The organism is Pantoea sp. KPR_PJ (genome assembly GCF_041386365.1).
In the GTDB taxonomy this organism is placed as follows: domain Bacteria; phylum Pseudomonadota; class Gammaproteobacteria; order Enterobacterales; family Enterobacteriaceae; genus Pantoea.
Genome location: NZ_JABMIK010000007.1, coordinates 134,878 through 152,195, shown reverse-complemented (window position 1 = coordinate 152,195; position 17,318 = coordinate 134,878). Strand labels below are relative to the sequence as shown.

Genomic DNA, 17,318 nt, shown 5'->3' with positions numbered 1-17,318 from the left:
ACCCGCGCCCGAACGCAAGGGGTATCCAAAAACAGATGACCGAAATGATTTCTGCGACCATTTTATTGCTACTTATTATGGATCCACTGGGCAACCTGCCCATATTTATGTCGGTGCTAAAGCACCTGGAGCCAAAACGTCGGCGCGCCGTGCTGATTCGCGAGCTGTTGATTGCGCTGGTACTGATGCTGCTCTTCTTGTTTGCGGGCGAGCGCATCCTGACGTTCCTTAATCTGCGCACCGAAACGGTCTCCATTTCTGGCGGCGTCATCCTGTTTTTAATCGCCATCCGCATGATCTTTCCCTCAGGCGAAAGCAGCACCAGCGGCCTGCCGGCGGGCGAAGAGCCATTCCTGGTCCCGCTGGCGATCCCGCTGGTTGCCGGGCCGTCGCTGCTGGCCACGCTCATGCTGCTGTCGCACCAGTACCCCAATCAGATGGGACACCTGGTGGGCGCGCTGTTGATCGCCTGGGGCGTAACAGTCACCATCCTGCTGCTTTCTGGGCTCTTTTTGCGACTGCTGGGCGATAAAGGCGTTAATGCACTTGAGCGTCTGATGGGATTAATTTTGATTATGCTGGCGACGCAAATGTTCCTCGACGGTATTCGCGTCTATCTGAAACTATGATGTAGCGCAAAGCGCGGTCTGTTTAACAGACCCGCGCTTTGTGTGGTTTTGTTTTGATTAACTTTCAGCTACGTATCATCGCGCGGCTAAGAGTGATTTCATACCAGGACCACACAATGAATAAGAACCACCCCACTCAACCTTCACGCCGTTCCATTCTGAAAAAGACGCTGGCTGTTTCCGCCCTGACGGTGACCGGTGTCGGCACGCTGACGCTGCCCACGCTCACGTTTGCAGCGTCGCTCAGCAAAGAAGAGCGCGATGCCATGACCCCGGATGCGGTGATTGAGCATTTCAAACAGGGTAACCTGCGTTTTCGCGAAAACCGTCCGGCTAAACATGACTACCTGGCGCAGAAGCGCAACAGTCTTGCTGGTCAGTATCCGGCTGCGGTGATCCTGAGCTGCATCGACTCACGTGCACCGGCAGAGATTGTGCTGGATGCGGGCATCGGCGAAACGTTCAACGCGCGCGTCGCAGGCAACATCAGCAACCGCGATATACTTGGCAGCATGGAGTTCGCCTGTGCAGTTGCCGGGGCCAAACTGATACTGGTCATGGGCCATACGCGCTGTGGTGCCGTTCGCGGTGCGATTGATAATGCTGAGCTGGGTAATCTCACCGGGCTACTGGAAGAGATTAAACCGGCGATTGAAAAAACCACCTACAGCGGTGAGCGTACCGGCAGCAACTATGAGTTTGTTGATGCGGTCGCGCGCAAAAATGTTGAGCTGACCATTGAAAACATCCGCAAAAACAGCGCGGTGCTAAAGCAGCTTGAAGATGAAAAGAAAATCAAGATTGTCGGCAGCATGTACAGCCTGGCTGGCGGTAAAGTAGACTTTTTTGAGGTATAGCAAAACAGCCGTCACGCAGGCGTGACGGCTGTGAGTTACGACAGCAGCGCAAAGGCAATCATGCCGACAATCGCGCCGGTCGTGCCCAGAATGGTCTCCATCAGCGTCCAGGTTTTCAGCGTTTCCCCTTCGGTTGCCCCGGTAAAACGGCCAAACAGCCAGAAACCCGCGTCGTTAACGTGGCTGATAATGATGGAGCCGCCGCCGATGCAGATCGACAAGGCCGCCAGCTGTGCGCCGCTGTAGTGCAGCGGCTCAATCACCGGCATCACCAGCCCAACCGTGGTCAGACAGGCCACCGTTGCCGATCCCTGAATCACTCGCACCGCACCAGAGAGAATAAAACAGGCCAGCGCAACGGGCAGACCCGCGCCGGTCAGCGCATGGCCCAGCACCGGGCCGACACCCGAATCCACCAGCACCTGTTTGAATACCCCGCCCGCGCCGATCACCAGCAGAATAATGCCCGCAGGCTGTAGCGCACTGCCGCACACCTGCATTACCTTCTCTTTATCCATACCCTGACGATAGGCCAGACCATAAATTGCCACCAGGCAGGCAAGCAAAATCGCCGTAAAGGGATGGCCGATAAACTCCAGCCACGCATACAGCGAGGTGCCCTGCTCGGTAAAGCGCGCACCGATGGTTTTTAGCCCTACCAGCAGCAGTGGAAAAAGAATGAGTGCCAGGCTGAAGCCGAACGACGGCAGTCTGGCCGCATCGACATCCGGCTGATGATCTTCTGGCGGTGCGCTAAAGGTCACGTGACGCGCAATCAGCGAACCAAACAGCGGCCCGGCGATCAGCATCCCCGGAATAGCGGCGCAGAGGCCCAGCAGGATCATCCAGCCGAAGTCGGCGTGCATCTGCGAGGCCAGCAGCATCGGGGCCGGCCCTGGCAGCAGGAAGGCGGCCGAAGCTGCCACTCCGGCAAACAGCGGGATGACCAGCTTTACCAGATTGTCATGCGTGCGGCGCGCCACCGCGAAGGCGATGCTGATCAGCAAAACGACGGCGACCTCGAAAAAGAGCGGCAGCGCGCAGATCAAACCGGCGATGCCCATTGCGTAATGCGCCCGGCTTTCACCAAAGGTTTTCAGCATACGGATAGCGATCTGATCCACCGCGCCCGTCTCGTGCAGAATTTTGCCGAACATTGCACCCAGCGCAACGACAATAGCCAGGAAGCCCAGCGTGCCGCCCATGCCTTTCTGCATGGTATCGGCAATCTTATCCAGCGGCATACCGGAGCAGACACCTGCGCCGATGGAGACCAGCATTAGCGCGACAAAGGCATGCATGCGCGCTTTCATCACCAAAAAAAGCAGCAGCAGGACAGAGCCTGCTGCGGTTAACACCAGTGTTGCGGTACTCATGACTAACCCTTGTTGATGGCTTTCCCGATAGCCGCAACCGTAGCCGCAACAACCTCGTCAACTGAATGATTGATATCTACCGCCAGCACGTCCGGCTCGTCAGCGCCCGGCTCTTCCAGCGTGGCAAACTGCGTGACCAGCATCTGCGGTTTGAAAAAGTGGCCTTTGCGCGCCTTCAGACGAGACTCAATAGTGTCAAAATCGCCCTTCAGGTAGATAAAGCTCAGGTTATCGTTGCCCTGACGCAGAATATCGCGGTAACGCTTTTTCAGCGCGGAGCAGACGATAATAGAAATGGCCTGCGTGCGCTGCATCGCAAATGCCGCATCGTTGAGCGCCTGAAGCCACGGCTGGCGATCGTTATCGTCCAGCGGATGTCCTTCGGCCATTTTCATGATGTTGGCGCGAGGATGGAGAAAGTCACCGTCGAGAAAGGCGGTGTTAAGCTGATGAGAAACCTGGTTGGCGACAACGGATTTACCGCTGCCTGAAACGCCCATCAAAATAAAGACGTGATGCGACGAAGATTGAGTAGTCATTTTTCTGCTCCGGCAGATCAATTTGCCAATGTTACCGATAACAATGCTGGTTGCCATTGTGTGAAGCCTGTTACAGGCTGGCAACCCTGTTTAGCCGGAAAAGCATGAAAGTGTGAACTGACTCATAAAAACATCACATTCAGATGCTGCCGCCTTCAGTAATGTCAAAACCGATATCCAGTGGTGCAGAAACGCTGAAATCGCCGCTGATACGCGCCAGCAGCATGGCGGCCGCTTCACGTCCCATACGTTCACGCGGCGTCAGGACCGTCGCCAGCTTCGGCGTGACGACCTGACTAATATCATGGCCGTGAAAACCAGCGATTGCCATTTGCGACGGCACTTTCAGTCCCTGACGCTGGCATTCAAACATGGCACCCACGGCCAGGTCATCGTTGGTGCAGAACAGGCTGTCCGTCAGCGGATAGCGACGCTGCGCCTCACACAGCAACATGCCACCCGCGCTAAACGATGAGGCCTCTTCCATCATAACGCTGTGCGGCTCCAGACCGGCTTCACGCATCGCCTTTTCATAACCCTGCTGCTTTTGCAGGGTACGTTCATCAAGGCGCGCGCCGAGATAGACCGTATGACGATGCCCTTTACGAAGAATGGCATGGGTCATCTGACGTGCCGCTTCGACGTTATCAAATCCCACGGCCATGTCGAGGCAGGGCGATACGCTGTCCATCATCTCAATGACCGGTATGCCCGCCACCTCCAGCATCCGCAGCGTTGCGGGGGTATGCGTGCGTTCAGTCAGAATGACACCGTCGATGTTCCAGCCGAGCAGCGAGCGCAGCTGAAGCTCCTCTTTTTGTGGGCTGTAACCAAAGTGAGCCACCAGCGTCTGATAGCCGGCATCGTCGGTAACGGTTTCGATACCGCGCAGCACGTCGGCAAATACCTGGTTGGTGAGTGAGGGCAGCAGCACGCCAATCGCGCGGCTGGTGGCGTTGGATAGCATATCCGGCGCACGGTTGGGTATGTAACCCAGCTCATCGAGTGCCACAGCGATCTTATCGCGCAGCGCCGCCGAAACCTGCTCAGGGTTACGCAGATAGCGGCTGACGGTCATTTTAGTTACGCCGACACGATCAGCAACGTCCTGTAATACCGGTCTTTTTTTCTTCATCGTAAGCGCCCAGGGTCACAATTACGACGAGTCTATCACTATTTGGTCACAGAATTGTAAAGCAGGGCGCGACAGTGCGCGCCCCGTCACCGCTTATACCGGCGGCAGATCGAACAGCAGGACCTCAGCCTCGCTGCTGGCCTCAATCGTCAGGCTGGCTTCATCCCAGACGGCAAAAGCATCGCTGGTGCGGGCGGTTTCGCCGTTAACGCGTATTTCGCCTTTGACCACCTGAATCCAGACGCGGCGACCAGCCTCAATGCTGACGCTATCCTTTTCACCTGTGCTGAAGACCCAGCGCGACAGCGTCATATCCTGATAGACCTTGAGCGAGCCTTCACGCGCGTCCGGGGTCAGCACAAACTGGCGACCTTTTACATCCGGAAAGCGGCGCTGATCGTAACGCGGTTCAATGCCGCCGCGCTCTGGAATAATCCAGATTTGATACAGGTGCAGCGGGTCGCTGCTGCTGGCGTTATATTCAGAGTGGCGCACGCCGGTACCGGCACTCATGATCTGAAATTCGCCTGCCGGGATCTGCTCTTTATTCCCCATACTGTCCTGATGCTCTACGGTGCCGGAGAGCACGTAGGTCAGAATCTCCATGTCTTTATGCGGGTGAGTCCCAAAGCCCTGCCCGCCTTCAATGATATCTTCATTGATCACGCGCAACGCTGAGAAGCCCATAAAGTTAGCATCGTGATAGCTGGCAAAAGAGAAAGTGTGCCAGCTTTCCAGCCAGCCGTGATGAGCGTGACCGCGTTCTTCTGCTTTGCGTAAGTAAATCATGTTCATTTCTCCTCAATGTTTTAGCGCAGTCTGAACCTCAGCCGGGTTGATTGATAGCTGAAAAACTTCACGTCTCTGTTCAAAATTAGTGAATGAGTGCTGGCGCTGAACGTGAGCTGGGCTGAATAAACGGCAGGCAAAAAAAAGCCAGCACCCAAGCTGGCTAAGTAACACTGGAAGCAATGTGAGCAATGTCGTGCTTTCTGGTTTGTCTGGCGACGCCCCGAGAAGGCATGGCAATAATAATCATTATCATTCGCGTCTGTAAAGTCTTTTATGATATTCCCTGTTGATTATTAATAAGATTTCCTTGATTTTTAGAAGGGTTTTCCACTGACGCAAGGAAAGGGACAATGAGTGAAATTGTCGTACGCCACGTGAGGCCCCGACGCCTTAATGCACCTCTACAGCCAGCCAGATACCATGGCAAACACGCTTCAGCTACCGCTGCCTTCGCTGCAAAAATGGCAGGAACGGCTAACCACCCTCTCTTCAGCGGGACATTCGCTGGTTGCCTGTATTGAAGAGAAAGTCGTTGGGCAGCTGACACTGGAGGTGATGGCGACACCACGGCGCCGCCACTGTGCCACCCTGGGGATGGGGGTCGATCAGCGATATCGCAACCGTGGCGTCGGCAAAGCGCTGCTCGGCGCGGCGGTCGATCTGTGCGACAACTGGCTACAGGTAACGCGCATGGAACTCACGGTATTCACTGATAATCCCGCCGCCATCGCGCTCTATCGCCATTTCGGTTTCGACATTGAAGGGACCGGGAAAGGCTTTGCCATGCGGCAAGGCGAGATGGTTGACGCGCACTACATGGCGCGCCTGAAATAACAGAGGGGCCGGTGTGGCCCCTCTGCTGTTCAGTGCTAATACCCTGCGCTTAAATCGCCCGGTGTGCGCGGATCGGAGGCCCCGTACAGCGTGCCGTCCGGCCCAATCATAATGCTCTGCGTACTGCCCATGGCAGGCAACACCTTCACATGCTGGCCCTTACTTTCCAGCAGGCGCAGCGTATCGGGGCTAAAGCCCTTCTCTACGCGCAGCTGATCCGGTAGCCACTGATGATGAAAGCGTGGCGCACTGGTCGCCTCTGCCACGTTCATGCCAAAGTCGATGCTGTTGACGACCATCTGCAGCACGGTGGTGATAATGCGGCTGCCGCCCGGGCTGCCGGTCACCAGCCAGGTTTTGCCCCCTTTCGCCACGATGGTTGGTGACATGGAAGAGAGCGGACGCTTGGCAGGCTGTACCGCATTTGCCTCACCGCCCACTAAACCGTAAACGTTCGGCGTGCCTGGCTTAGCGGAAAAGTCATCCATTTCGTTATTCAACAGAATGCCGCTATTGCCGGCCACGATGCCGCTGCCAAAGTTAGTGTTAAGCGTATAGGTCACAGCCACGGCATTGCCCTGTTTATCCACCACTGAGAAGTGGGTGGTCTGATTACTCTCATAAGGCTGTAGTTTGCCCGGTTTGATCTCGCCTGACGGACGCGCTTTGGTTACGTCAATCTGCCCGGCAATTGATTTGGCGTAGGCTTTACTGGTGAGTGCCTGCCACGGCACCTTTACAAAATCGGGATCGCCCAGGTACTCCGAGCGGTCAGCGTAAGCATACTTCTCTGCTTCGGCCATTATCTGCATTGCATCGGCGCTGCCAAAGCCCATTTTTGTCAGGTCGAAGTTCTCCAGGATATTCAGGATCTGCACAATATGGATGCCGCCGGATGAGGGCGGCGGCATAGAAAAGACCTCATAGCCGCGATAGGTGCCGCTGACTGGCTTGCGCTCGACGGCGCGATAGGCGGCCAGATCCGCTTTGCCGATCAGGCCGCCGTGCTGTGCCATCTCGCTGGCGATCTCGTCGGCGATCTCGCCTTTATAAAAGGCGTCCGGCCCCTGCTGCGCAATCAGTTGCAGGCTGTGGGCGAGATTCTTCTGCACCAGACGATCGCCCTTCTGCCACGGCGTGCCATCAGGCTTAAAGAAAATCGCCTTGCTGGCAGGATGCGCCAGCAGCACTTCTTTGCCGTAGGTTTTCAGATCGTCCGCCAGCGCGTCGTTGACCACATAGCCTTCGCGCGCCAGTTTAATGGCCGGTGCCAGCAGCGTGCTGAGCGGCAGCGTGCCATATTTTTGCGCCGCCAGCGCAAAGCCCGCCACGCTGCCGGGCGTGCCCGAGGCGAGATGAGAAGTCAGCGACAGCTTGCTGTCAGCGTTGCCCTGTTTGTCGAGGAACATATCGCGCGAGGCGCGGCCCGGTGCCATCTCACGAAAATCGATAGCAGTCGCGCGGCCAGAGGCGGTACGCAGCAGCATAAAACCGCCGCCGCCAAGGTTACCCGCCTGCGGATGCGTGACCGCCAGCGCAAAACCGACGGCAACCGCGGCGTCCACCGCGTTACCGCCCTGGCGCAGAATATCCACACCCACCTGGGTCGCCAGCGCATCAACCGAGGCCACCATGCCGTGCTGCGCCCTGACGGGATGGAAGGTATCATCCTCAACGCCATAAGAGACGGGTGGCGCGCTGGCAGGCGCGGCGGCGTTCGCCACGCTGACCACCGTTAAACTCATCATTACCGCCCAGCCAAGCTGGCGTATATTTCCTCGCATCATCATCCCACTACCCTTTTCAGTTGTTTACATTTGTTATCACGCAGGCAAGTGTTTACAAATACAGCAAAAAAATAACATCTAAGTCAAATTCGGCGCGTTCCTAGGGGAGAAGTTTGTGAGGTTGCTAAACTTACAGCTGCGGTCACGACGCATCACACGTCGGTGAGATCGCATTGACGGAGGAAGTCACATGAAAAAATGGTTAATCGTCTTTGCCGCGCTGCTGCCGCTTAGCGGCATGGCTAATATGCTGAACAACACGAATCAACCTAATCAGCCGGGCTACAATCCCAGCCAGCAGCGTATGCAAACGCAGATGCAGATCCAACAGCAGCAACAGCAGAGTAAGCTGCAACAGGACCAGCAGCAGCAGAATCAGCAGATCCAGCGTAAATTACAGGAACAGCGCAACAGCGCCCAGCAGCGCGTTATTACGACGCAGCCGGGACAGCAGCAGAACCGTAATTAGCGAAAATCGGGGCCGATGATGTCAATGCGATCGGTACAGATGGCATCAACGCCCCATTGAAGAAGGGTACGCGCCCGCTCCGGGTCATTTACCGTGTAGACCAGAATATGCAGGCCGGCGGCCTTCAGCGTTGCGACGCGCTCCGCGTTGAGCAGCCTGTGGTTCAGGTGAATTGAGACGCACGCCAGCGCAGCGGTTTTGCTTTGCCACGCCTCATCCCACGCATCAAGCAGCAGGCCGCGCGGCAGATCCGGCTCCGCCTGCATCGCCGACTCCAGCGCTACGTAAGAGAACGACGACAGCAGCGGTGCAGTCATCTCCTGCCACAGCGCTTTCGCCGCATGGGCGATGGCGCGTCCGGTTTCTGCCTCGCTGCCGGTAGTGGGTTTGATTTCGATATTCGCCATCATGCCATACTGGTGACAGCGTGCCGCCACGTCGGGAAGCCGCGCCAGCGGTTCGCCGTCAAATGCCTTGCCAAACCAGCCGCCGGCATCGAGCTGCGCCAGTTTTTCCCACGGCAGCGTCCCTGCCACGCCCCAGCCGTTACTGGTACGATCCAGCGTGTCATCGTGCAGCAGAAAAATCTGCTTATCCTGCGACAGCTTCGCGTCGAACTCGATCATGGTATGGCCCCACTCCGCGCCGACGTCGATCGCCGCAAGGGTATTTTCCGGGGCCAGTTTACCGCCGCCGCGATGGGCGACGATATGAGGATAGGGCCAGTTGTGTTTCTTCATTCCAGACGCTTCCCGCTAGTTGGATCGAAGTAGTGTAACGCATCCGACGGCAGATGCAGCCAGAGCATGCTGCCCACCGGCGGCCGTTCACTGTGCGGCAGGCGCACCACTAACGGCGTCTCATCGATACGGCCATGCACCAGATTATCTGCCCCCAGCAGCTCCAGCGTCTCAACGCGCAGCGGTATGCCTTCGCGCTCGCGCGGACTGACCTGCACATGTTCGGGACGGATGCCGAGCGTCACGGCGCGATTCGCCCACTTCACCCTGATGTCGCCAGACGGCAGAGAGTAAGAGTTATTGAGAGTAAAACGCGTGCCGTCACTGCTGATATGGCCATCAATCAGGTTCATCGCCGGCGCGCCGATAAAAGAGGCGACGAACTGGCTGGCGGGGCGCTCGTAAACCTCTGCCGGCGTGCCAGTCTGCTCGACAACGCCTTTGTTCAGCACCATCACGCGCTGCGCCAGCGTCATCGCTTCCACCTGATCGTGCGTCACGTAGAGGCTGGTGGTTTGCAGGCGACGGTGCAGCTGCTGTAGCTCAAGGCGCATCTGCACGCGCAGCCGCGCATCCAGATTAGAAAGCGGCTCATCGAACAGAAATACCGCTGGCTCACGCACGATAGCGCGGCCCATTGCCACGCGCTGGCGCTGGCCGCCGGAAAGTTCGCGCGGACGACGGCTCAGCAGCTGATCCAGCTCCAGACTGCGTGCCGCTTCCAGCACGCGCAGGCGGATATGTTCCTTGCTCATGCCACGGATCTTCAGCCCATAGGCCATATTCTCTTCGACCGTCATATGCGGGTAGAGCGCGTAGTTCTGGAACACCATAGCGATGCCCCGATCTTTGGGTTCCAGCTGGGTGACGCGTCTGTCGTCGATATAGATATCACCGGAGGTGACGCGCTCCAGCCCGGCCACCATGCGCAGCAGCGTCGATTTGCCGCAGCCGGAGGGACCGACCATCACCATAAATTCGCCGTCGTTAACGGTGACGTTCAGCGGCTGAATGATTTGATTCTTGCCGTCGTAAGACTTGGTTACCGCCTGAAGGGTTACGCCTGCCATGCTTATTTCTCACTCTCGACCAGGCCACGCACGAACGCGCGCTGCATGACCAGCACCACCACGACCGGTGGGATCAGGGTTAATAACATTGCCGCCATCACTTCGTTCCACTGCGTCGGCGATCCGCTGGTGGAGATCATACTTTTGATCCCCGCCACCGCGGTGCTGAGTGACGCGTCGTTGATGATGAGCAGCGGCCAGAGATACTGATTCCAGCCGTAAATAAAGGTGATCACGAACAGCGCCGCGAGGTTGGTTTTTGACAGTGGCAGCACGATATCCCAGAAGAAGCGCAGCGCGCTGGCACCGTCGATGCGCGCCGCCTCGATCAGCTCGTCCGGCAGCGACATAAAGAACTGGCGGAACAGAAAGGTCGCCGTGGCCGATGCCATCAGCGGCAGCGTCAGGCCGCGGTAGCTGTCGAGCATGTTGAGATCGGCGATCACCTGTACGGTAGGAAAAATACGCACTTCGACCGGCAGCATCAGCGTGATGAAGATCAGCCAGAAAAAGAGCGTGCGCAGCGGAAAGCGAAACCAGACCAGCGCAAAGGCAGAGAGCATCGAGACGCTGATTTTGCCGAAAGTAATGCCCAGCGCCATGATCAGGCTGTTAAGCAACATCAGGCTGAACGCCGGGCCGCTGCCGTTTACGCCCTGCGTCCAGATGCGCGAGAGGTTCTCCCACAGATGGGTGCCTGGCATCAGCGTCATCGGAACCTGATAGATCGCATCGTTATCCAGCGTGGCGGCGACAAAGGCGACATAGAGTGGAAAAATAAGGGTGAGCACGCCCAGAATCAGCAGCGTGTGGCTGAAAATATCCAGCCCGCGACGGTTTTCAATCACTGGTACTGCACCTTACGCTCAACGAAGCGAAACTGAATAACGGTCAGGCCGATCACCAGCAGCATCAGCACCACCGACTGCGCCGCCGATGAAGAGAGATCCAGCCCGGTAAAGCCTTCGCGATAGATTTTGTAGATCAGCGTAGTGGTAGCCTGCACCGGCCCGCCGCCGGTCGCGGCGTCGATAACCGGAAAGGTGTCGAAAAAGGCGTAGATCAGGTTGACCACCAGCAGGAAAAAGCTCACCGGCGTAATCAGCGGCAGCGAGAGATTAAGGAAGCGCCGCACCGGGCCAGCGCCGTCGATCGCCGCCGCTTCTACCAGCGATTTCGGAATTGACTGCAATGCGGCGAAAAAGAATAAAAAGTTGTAGCTCATCTGCTGCCAGATCGAAGCCACCACAATCAGGAACATCGCCTGACCGCTGTTCTGCGCGTAGTTCCAGCCGTAGCCAAGCTGGTTAAGAAAATGGCTAATCAGGCCGAGGCCGGGATTAAACAGAAACATCCACAGCACCGCTGCGACCACCGGCGCCACCGCGTAGGGCAGCAGCAGCAGCGTCTGATAGAGCTTGCGCAACCGGATAACGTAATCCACCAGCGCCGCCAGCAGCAGCGACAGCACCATGCCGCACACCGTGACCAGCGTGCTGAACACGATGGTGGTCCAGAAGGTGTCAAGGTAGTCGCTGTCCTGAAACAGGCGCGTGAAATTGTCCAGGCCGACAAAAGTGCTGGAGATACCGAACGGATCGAGGTTCTGTAGCGAATACCACAGGGCTTCGCCCGCAGGCCAGAGGAAAAAGATGACGGTAATCAGCAGTTGCGGCAGCACCAGCAGATAGGGCAACAAACTGGTGCGAAACACCGGGCGAAATGAAGACATAGCGTACTCTGTCTGAGAAAGAGAACAGGGCCGGCACGCGCCGGCCCTTTTAATGTCACAGGTTATTTCACCTGCTGTTCAAAGCGGCGCAGCAGTGCGTTGCCGCGTTTCACCGCGCTATCCAGCGCGGCCTGCGGCGACTGCTTGCCGGTCCAGACGCCTTCCAGCTCTTCGTCAACGATGGTGCGGATCTGCGGCATGTTGCCCAGACGCATGCCTTTGGTGAACGGCAGCGGATCTTTGTTCAGCATCTGACGCGTGGCGATATCTGCGCCAGGGTTCTTGTCGTAGAAGCCCTGCTGTTTGCTCAGCTCGTAAGCGGCAGTGGTAATCGGCAGGTAGCCGGTTTTCTGGTGCCATTCGGCGGCAATATCCGGCTGCGCCAGAAACTGCATAAACTCCGCAGCGCCCTTGTAGGTATTGGCATCTTTGCCTTTCATCACCCACAGGCTGGCACCGCCGATAATGGCGTTCTGCGGCGCGTTCGGCACGCTTTCGTCATAGGGCATCATACCGACGCCGAAGTTAAATCTGGCGTAGTGTCTGATATCCGCCAGCGAACCCGAAGAGGCGGTGGTGATGCCGCAGTCGCCGTTATAGAACTTGGCGGTGGATTCGTCTTTACGGCCAAAGTAGGTGAAGTCGCCTTTCTTGTTCATCGCCTCCAGCATCTGGATATGGCGCACCTGCACCGGCTTGTTGAACACCAGCTCCGCGTCAGTACCGTCGAAGCCATTGTTTTTGCTGGCGACCGGCAAGGCGTGCCAGGCGCTGAAGTTTTCGATCTGGATCCAGCCCTGCCAGCCGCTGGCGTAGCCGCAGGTCAGGCCCGCTTTCCGCAGCGCGTCGGCGTCTTTTGCCAGCGCCTGCCAGGTTTTCGGCGGCTGGTCGGGGTTCAGGCCCGCTTTTTTAAAGGCGTCTTTGTTGTAGTAGAGCACCGGGGTGGAGCTGTTAAACGGCTGAGAAATAAGATGGCCGCTGGCGTCGCTGTAGTAGCCCGCCACGGTCGGCACGAACTGTTTTTCATCGAAGGGAATGCCAGCGTCCTGAAAGACCTGATGCACCGGCACGATCGCCTTCGAAGCCATCATCGTGGCGGTGCCGACTTCATAAACCTGCAAAATAACCGGTGCCTTGCCGGTACGCACCGCTGCGATGCCTGCCGCGAGGCTCTGTTCGTAGTTACCTTTGTAGGTCGGCACAATTTTATAGTCGGGGTGCGCCTGGTTAAAACGTTGCGCCAGAGAGTCAACTTCTTTGCCTAACTCGCCCTCCATTGAGTGCCAGAAAGGAATTTCCGTGGCGGCCAGCGCGTTGCCGCTGATGGCCAGGCCCAGAACCACACTCATCAGTCTACTTTGTGTCTTAAACACGGACATAGCATTTTCCTGTGCAGGTAGATACGCGCGGTATCACGCATTTTTTGTTCGCGAAGTAACATGACACGGGAAAATGACGGATTAATAACAGCAACATGACAGCCGGATGACGGCAAGATGAAGGGAGTTTTAGCAGAAGCGGCGCAGCCAGGCCTTATTCAACGCTGAAGGCCGTCGGCGGCGCAGCCAGTTCGACAACGGCCAGCGCGCAGCATCCGGAGCGTACTAAAGTACGTGAGGAATGCGAGCACTGCCCGCTGCCGAAATGGCAAGTAAGCCAGGCCTAAGCCCCCAAATAAGCGCTGCGGACGGCTTCGTTGGAAAGCAAGGCCTCACCGGTATCTTCGAGCACCACATGCCCGTTCTCCAGCACATAGCCGCGATCCGCCAGCTTCAGCGCCTGGTTAGCATTCTGCTCGACCAGAAAGATCGTCATTCCCTCTTTACGCAGCTGCTCGATGGTGTCGAAGATCTGCTGAATAATGATCGGTGCCAGCCCCAGCGACGGCTCATCCAGCAGCAGCAGGCGCGGCTGACTCATCAGCGCGCGACCGATCGCCAGCATCTGCTGCTCGCCACCAGACATGGTGCCCGCGCGCTGGATTTTACGCTCCGCCAGACGCGGAAAGAGTTCATAGACGCGTGCGATGCGCGTCTGATATGCCTGACGACTGGCAAAAAAGCCGCCCATCGCCAGATTTTCTTCCACCGTCATGCGCGAAAAGACGCGGCGTCCTTCCGGCACGATGGCGATGGCCTCGCGCATAATGCGCGCGGTTTGCCAGTCGGTGATGCTCTTGCCATCAAAGGTAATGCTGCCGTGGGTTGCACGCGGCTCGCCGCACAGCGTACCGAGCAGCGTGGTTTTCCCCGCGCCGTTGGCACCAATCAGGGTAACGATCTCACCCTGATTGATATGCAGACTGACGTTGTGCAGCGCCTGGATCTTGCCGTAGTGCGCGCTGACGTTGTTAACGGATAACATCGGGTTTGCCATGTTACGCCTCTCCTAAATAGGCTCGGATCACATCCGGATTGTTACGCACCTCTTCCGGCGTGCCATTAGCCAGCGGCGTCCCCTGGTTGACGACGTAGATACGATCAGAAATGCCCATGACCAGTTTCATATCATGTTCAATCAGCAGCACCGACACCTTGTGCTCGCCGCGCAGCTCGGCAATCAGCTCATCCAGCTCGTGCGTCTCTTTTGGGTTAAGACCGGCCGCCGGTTCGTCCAGCATCAGGATCTCCGGACGCGTCACCATGCAGCGGGCAATCTCCAGGCGACGCTGCTGGCCGTAGGCCAGATTGCCTGCCTGACGGTTGGCAAGATCGAGCAGCCCGATGCGATCCAGCCAGGTGGCGGCGCGGTCCAGCGCCTCGCTCTCACCGCGACGGAACGCCGGCGTTTTGAACAGGCCAGAAAACACGCCGCTTTTCAGGTGCTGATGCTGTGCGACCAGCAGGTTCTCAATGACCGTCATCTCACGGAACAGACGCACATGCTGAAAGGTTCGCACCACGCCCATGCGCGCAATCTTCTGGCCAGGCAAGCCTTCCAGGTGCTGATCGCGCAGCTTGATAGTGCCGCCAGTAGGCTTGTAGAAACCGGTCAGGCAGTTAAAGACGGTGGTCTTCCCTGCCCCGTTTGGTCCAATCAGGGAGACGATCTCCTGCGGACGCAGCTCCAGCGCCACGTTGTTGACCGCCAGCAGGCCGCCAAAGCGCATCATCAAACCTTCAACGGCTAATAAAGGCTGACTCATGCCTGCTCTCCTTGTTTCTGCTTCAGTTTCAGGTGCGGACGCTTCATCGGCAGCAGCCCCTGCGGACGCCAGATCATCATCAGCACCATCAGGCCACCCAGTACCAGCATGCTGTACTCATTCAGGTCACGCATCAGCTCGCGCGATACCACCAGCAGGATAGCGGCGAGAATAACGGCGAACTGTGACCCCATACCGCCCAGCACGACAATCGCCAGCACAAAGGCTGATTCTACAAAGGTAAAGGATTCCGGACTGACAAAGCCCTGACGCGCAGCAAACAGCGTCCCCGCAAAACCAGCAAACGCGGCGCTGATGGTAAACGCGGTCAGCTTGATGCGCGTCGGACTCAGCCCGAGCGAGCGGCAGGCAATTTCATCTTCGCGCAGCGCTTCCCACGCGCGACCAAGCGGCATGCGCAGCAAGCGGTTAATGACAAACAGCGTCAATGCCACCAGCAGTAGTGCTACCAGATAGAGGAATATCACACGGTCGCTGGGGTCATATTTGATACCAAAAAATTCATGGAAAGTGCTCCAGCCGCCTTCTGACACTTTGCGGCCAAACTCCAGGCCAAACAGCGAGGGTTTGGGAATTTGCGCGATACCGTTAGGTCCGCCGGTAATGGCGGTATTGTTCAGCAGCAGAATACGTACGATTTCGCCGAAGCCGAGCGTCACAATGGCCAGATAGTCGCCGCGCAGACGCAGCACCGGAAAGCCGAGCAGCAAACCGAACAGAGCCGCCACCATCCCTGCCAGCGGCAGACACTCCCAGAAGCCGAGGCCGAAGTAGTGGTTCAGCAGTGCAAAAGTATAGGCACCGATCGCGTAGAAGCCGCCGTAGCCCAGGACAAGCAGGCCGGAAAGACCCACCACCACGTTCAGCCCCAGGCCCAGCATGACGTAAATCAGCGTCAGGGTGGCGATATCCACCGCGCCGCGCGAAACAAAGAAGGGCCATGCCACGGCTACAACGATCAGCGCCAGCATAAACAGCTTCTGCTTTGGCGTAGAGCCATCAATGCCGGGCAGCACCAGCGCCGGACCCGAGATTTTTTTCAGTCCACGCTGCCAGAACGGGCGCAGTAGCTGAAAAAGGAAAACCACCGCGCAGCCGGCAAAAATCCAGTTCCAGCGCACCTCGCCCGCGCTTTGCACCACCAGCCGCGTGCCATCAAGCCCCAGCCGCATGCCCATAAAGAAGCTGGCCAGCACCAGCAGCATCACAGAGGAGAGCAGCGCATTGATAAAGGAGGATTTCATACTTTTTCTACCTCCGGACGGCCGAGGATACCGGTTGGCATAACCAGCAGCACCACGATCAGCAGCGCAAAGGAGACCACATCTTTGTATTCGGTGCTGAGGTAGGCCGATGTCAGCGCTTCAGCAATGCCGAGCACCAGACCGCCAATCATCGCACCGGGAATACTGCCGATGCCGCCCAGCACCGCTGCGGTAAAGGCTTTCATCCCGGCCATAAAGCCGATAAAGGGGTTAATCGAACCGTAGAACTGGCCGAGCAGCACGCCCGCCACCGCCGCCATCGCGGCACCAATCACAAAGGTAAGCGAAATCACGCGGTCAGTGTTGATGCCGAGCAGGCTCGCCATCTTCAGATCTTCGGCGCAGGCGCGACAGGCGCGGCCCATACGCGAGTAGCGGATAAACAGCGTCAGTGCCAGCATCGCCAGGAAGGTCACTAGCCAGATCACAATCTGCATGGTGGAAACGGTAGCAGCAAAACCGTTGCTCTGGCCCAGCGTCCACTGACCGGTAATCAGGCTCGGTAGCGCCAGATCGCGTGACCCCTGCGTCAGGCTGACGTAGTTTTGCAGGAAGATTGACATCCCGATGGCAGAGATCAGCGCAATCAGGCGCTTTGAGGCGCGTACTGGCTTATAGGCGACGCGCTCAATGCTCCAGCCGTAGGCGCTGGAGATCAAAATCGCCATGACAAAGCCTGCGGCTATCATCAGCCAGCCGGTGTCGATGCCCATCATCATCAGGGCGGCAATCACGATAAAGGAAACATAGCTGCCGATCATATAGACCTCGCCGTGGGCGAAGTTGATCATGCCGATAATGCCGTAAACCATGGTGTAACCGATGGCGATCAGCGCATAGGTGCTGCCGAGAGTGACCCCGTTAAGCATCTGCTGAATAAAATAAAGAACTTGCTCGGACATAGTGAGGACCTGCATAAGAACGGGA

General features: G+C 57.5%; 17 protein-coding genes and 1 pseudogene. 4 read left to right on the top strand and 14 right to left on the bottom strand.

Features of this window, described 5'->3' with window-relative positions; genetic code table 11:
- The first annotated feature begins 35 nt into the window (after positions 1–35).
- Both HP564_RS15455 and HP564_RS15450 read left to right on the top strand, forming a co-directional pair.
- Entirely contained in the window at positions 36–629 is a 594-nt protein-coding gene (locus tag HP564_RS15455; RefSeq protein WP_033792630.1) for a YhgN family NAAT transporter, read from the top strand.
- A gap of 116 nt (positions 630–745) precedes the next feature.
- The gene (locus HP564_RS15450; protein WP_371244495.1) at positions 746–1,486 is read left to right on the top strand and encodes a carbonic anhydrase; all 741 of its coding nucleotides are present in this window, start codon (positions 746–748) and stop codon (positions 1,484–1,486) included.
- Between the two features lie 35 nt (positions 1,487–1,521).
- Here HP564_RS15450 and gntU read toward each other — a convergent pair whose 3' ends face one another.
- The 4 genes from gntU to HP564_RS15430 all read right to left on the bottom strand — a co-directional run bounded on the left by gntU (position 1,522) and on the right by HP564_RS15430 (position 5,325).
- Positions 1,522–2,862 (bottom strand): gluconate transporter, encoded by a 1,341-nt coding sequence (gene gntU / locus HP564_RS15445; protein ID WP_371244493.1) that lies wholly within the window; start codon positions 2,860–2,862, stop codon positions 1,522–1,524.
- A gap of 2 nt (positions 2,863–2,864) precedes the next feature.
- Positions 2,865–3,401, bottom strand: coding sequence for a gluconokinase (gene gntK, locus HP564_RS15440; protein ID WP_371244491.1), 537 nt, complete (start codon positions 3,399–3,401; stop codon positions 2,865–2,867).
- 139 nt (positions 3,402–3,540) lie between these two features.
- A complete protein-coding gene (gene gntR, locus HP564_RS15435; protein ID WP_371244490.1) occupies positions 3,541–4,536 on the bottom strand; it encodes a gluconate operon transcriptional repressor GntR in 996 nt (331 codons plus the stop codon).
- A gap of 93 nt (positions 4,537–4,629) precedes the next feature.
- Positions 4,630–5,325: a pirin family protein gene (locus HP564_RS15430; RefSeq protein WP_371244488.1), complete on the bottom strand. Its 696-nt coding sequence runs from the start codon at positions 5,323–5,325 to the stop codon at positions 4,630–4,632.
- A 353-nt stretch (positions 5,326–5,678) separates the two neighbouring features.
- Here HP564_RS15430 and HP564_RS15425 point away from each other — a divergent pair.
- A pseudogene (locus HP564_RS15425) lies at positions 5,679–6,162 on the top strand (GNAT family N-acetyltransferase).
- 35 nt (positions 6,163–6,197) lie between these two features.
- Here the strand turns inward: HP564_RS15425 and ggt are convergent.
- Positions 6,198–7,952: a gamma-glutamyltransferase gene (gene ggt, locus HP564_RS15420; protein ID WP_371244486.1), complete on the bottom strand. Its 1,755-nt coding sequence runs from the start codon at positions 7,950–7,952 to the stop codon at positions 6,198–6,200.
- Between the two features lie 187 nt (positions 7,953–8,139).
- On the opposite strand from ggt, the gene HP564_RS15415 reads away from it, so the two are divergent.
- Positions 8,140–8,418 carry a DUF2756 domain-containing protein gene (locus tag HP564_RS15415; RefSeq protein ID WP_371244484.1) on the top strand — a complete coding sequence of 93 codons (279 nt, stop codon included), beginning with the start codon at positions 8,140–8,142 and terminating at the stop codon, positions 8,416–8,418.
- On the opposite strand, the gene ugpQ is transcribed toward HP564_RS15415, so the two are convergent.
- The 9 genes from ugpQ to livH form a co-directional block, all read right to left on the bottom strand.
- Complete coding sequence (gene ugpQ / locus HP564_RS15410) at positions 8,415–9,158, bottom strand: glycerophosphodiester phosphodiesterase (RefSeq protein ID WP_371244483.1); 744 nt, start codon at positions 9,156–9,158, stop codon at positions 8,415–8,417. The two genes, HP564_RS15415 and ugpQ, sit on opposite strands and share 4 nt — an antisense overlap.
- A complete protein-coding gene (locus tag HP564_RS15405) occupies positions 9,155–10,228 on the bottom strand; it encodes a sn-glycerol-3-phosphate import ATP-binding protein UgpC (protein ID WP_371244482.1) in 1,074 nt (357 codons plus the stop codon). The genes ugpQ and HP564_RS15405 overlap by 4 nt, the downstream gene beginning before the upstream one ends.
- 2 nt (positions 10,229–10,230) lie before the next feature.
- Complete coding sequence (gene ugpE, locus HP564_RS15400) at positions 10,231–11,076, bottom strand: sn-glycerol-3-phosphate ABC transporter permease UgpE (RefSeq protein WP_371244480.1); 846 nt, start codon at positions 11,074–11,076, stop codon at positions 10,231–10,233.
- Positions 11,073–11,960 carry a sn-glycerol-3-phosphate ABC transporter permease UgpA gene (ugpA, locus tag HP564_RS15395; protein ID WP_371244478.1) on the bottom strand — a complete coding sequence of 296 codons (888 nt, stop codon included), beginning with the start codon at positions 11,958–11,960 and terminating at the stop codon, positions 11,073–11,075. The genes ugpE and ugpA overlap by 4 nt, the downstream gene beginning before the upstream one ends.
- A gap of 62 nt (positions 11,961–12,022) precedes the next feature.
- Positions 12,023–13,339 (bottom strand): sn-glycerol-3-phosphate ABC transporter substrate-binding protein UgpB, encoded by a 1,317-nt coding sequence (gene ugpB / locus HP564_RS15390; protein WP_371244476.1) that lies wholly within the window; start codon positions 13,337–13,339, stop codon positions 12,023–12,025.
- A 283-nt stretch (positions 13,340–13,622) separates the two neighbouring features.
- Positions 13,623–14,336 carry a high-affinity branched-chain amino acid ABC transporter ATP-binding protein LivF gene (gene livF / locus HP564_RS15385; RefSeq protein ID WP_371244475.1) on the bottom strand — a complete coding sequence of 238 codons (714 nt, stop codon included), beginning with the start codon at positions 14,334–14,336 and terminating at the stop codon, positions 13,623–13,625.
- Between the two features lies 1 nt (position 14,337).
- Positions 14,338–15,105 (bottom strand): high-affinity branched-chain amino acid ABC transporter ATP-binding protein LivG, encoded by a 768-nt coding sequence (livG, locus tag HP564_RS15380; RefSeq protein ID WP_371244473.1) that lies wholly within the window; start codon positions 15,103–15,105, stop codon positions 14,338–14,340.
- A complete protein-coding gene (locus HP564_RS15375; protein ID WP_371244471.1) occupies positions 15,102–16,370 on the bottom strand; it encodes a high-affinity branched-chain amino acid ABC transporter permease LivM in 1,269 nt (422 codons plus the stop codon). Before HP564_RS15375 ends, livG begins: the two co-directional genes overlap by 4 nt.
- A complete protein-coding gene (livH, locus tag HP564_RS15370) occupies positions 16,367–17,293 on the bottom strand; it encodes a high-affinity branched-chain amino acid ABC transporter permease LivH (protein ID WP_371244469.1) in 927 nt (308 codons plus the stop codon). The genes HP564_RS15375 and livH overlap by 4 nt, the downstream gene beginning before the upstream one ends.
- Positions 17,294–17,318 lie beyond the last annotated feature (25 nt).

Excerpts from the sequence above, each read along its gene's own strand:
- gntR (WP_371244490.1), bottom strand. The coding sequence starts at position 4,536 with ATGAAGAAAAAAAGACCGGTATTACAGGACGTTGCTGATCGTGTCGGC.
- ggt (WP_371244486.1), bottom strand. The coding sequence starts at position 7,952 with ATGATGATGCGAGGAAATATACGCCAGCTTGGCTGGGCGGTAATGATG.
- HP564_RS15430 (WP_371244488.1), bottom strand. The coding sequence starts at position 5,325 with ATGATTTACTTACGCAAAGCAGAAGAACGCGGTCACGCTCATCACGGC.
- gntK (WP_371244491.1), bottom strand. The coding sequence starts at position 3,401 with ATGACTACTCAATCTTCGTCGCATCACGTCTTTATTTTGATGGGCGTT.
- gntU (WP_371244493.1), bottom strand. The coding sequence starts at position 2,862 with ATGAGTACCGCAACACTGGTGTTAACCGCAGCAGGCTCTGTCCTGCTG.
- HP564_RS15455 (WP_033792630.1), top strand. The coding sequence starts at position 36 with ATGACCGAAATGATTTCTGCGACCATTTTATTGCTACTTATTATGGAT.
- livG (WP_371244473.1), bottom strand. The coding sequence starts at position 15,105 with ATGAGTCAGCCTTTATTAGCCGTTGAAGGTTTGATGATGCGCTTTGGC.
- ugpB (WP_371244476.1), bottom strand. The coding sequence starts at position 13,339 with ATGTCCGTGTTTAAGACACAAAGTAGACTGATGAGTGTGGTTCTGGGC.
- livH (WP_371244469.1), bottom strand. The coding sequence starts at position 17,293 with ATGTCCGAGCAAGTTCTTTATTTTATTCAGCAGATGCTTAACGGGGTC.
- HP564_RS15450 (WP_371244495.1), top strand. The coding sequence starts at position 746 with ATGAATAAGAACCACCCCACTCAACCTTCACGCCGTTCCATTCTGAAA.
- HP564_RS15375 (WP_371244471.1), bottom strand. The coding sequence starts at position 16,370 with ATGAAATCCTCCTTTATCAATGCGCTGCTCTCCTCTGTGATGCTGCTG.
- livF (WP_371244475.1), bottom strand. The coding sequence starts at position 14,336 with ATGGCAAACCCGATGTTATCCGTTAACAACGTCAGCGCGCACTACGGC.
- HP564_RS15415 (WP_371244484.1), top strand. The coding sequence starts at position 8,140 with ATGAAAAAATGGTTAATCGTCTTTGCCGCGCTGCTGCCGCTTAGCGGC.
- ugpQ (WP_371244483.1), bottom strand. The coding sequence starts at position 9,158 with ATGAAGAAACACAACTGGCCCTATCCTCATATCGTCGCCCATCGCGGC.
- HP564_RS15405 (WP_371244482.1), bottom strand. The coding sequence starts at position 10,228 with ATGGCAGGCGTAACCCTTCAGGCGGTAACCAAGTCTTACGACGGCAAG.
- ugpA (WP_371244478.1), bottom strand. The coding sequence starts at position 11,960 with ATGTCTTCATTTCGCCCGGTGTTTCGCACCAGTTTGTTGCCCTATCTG.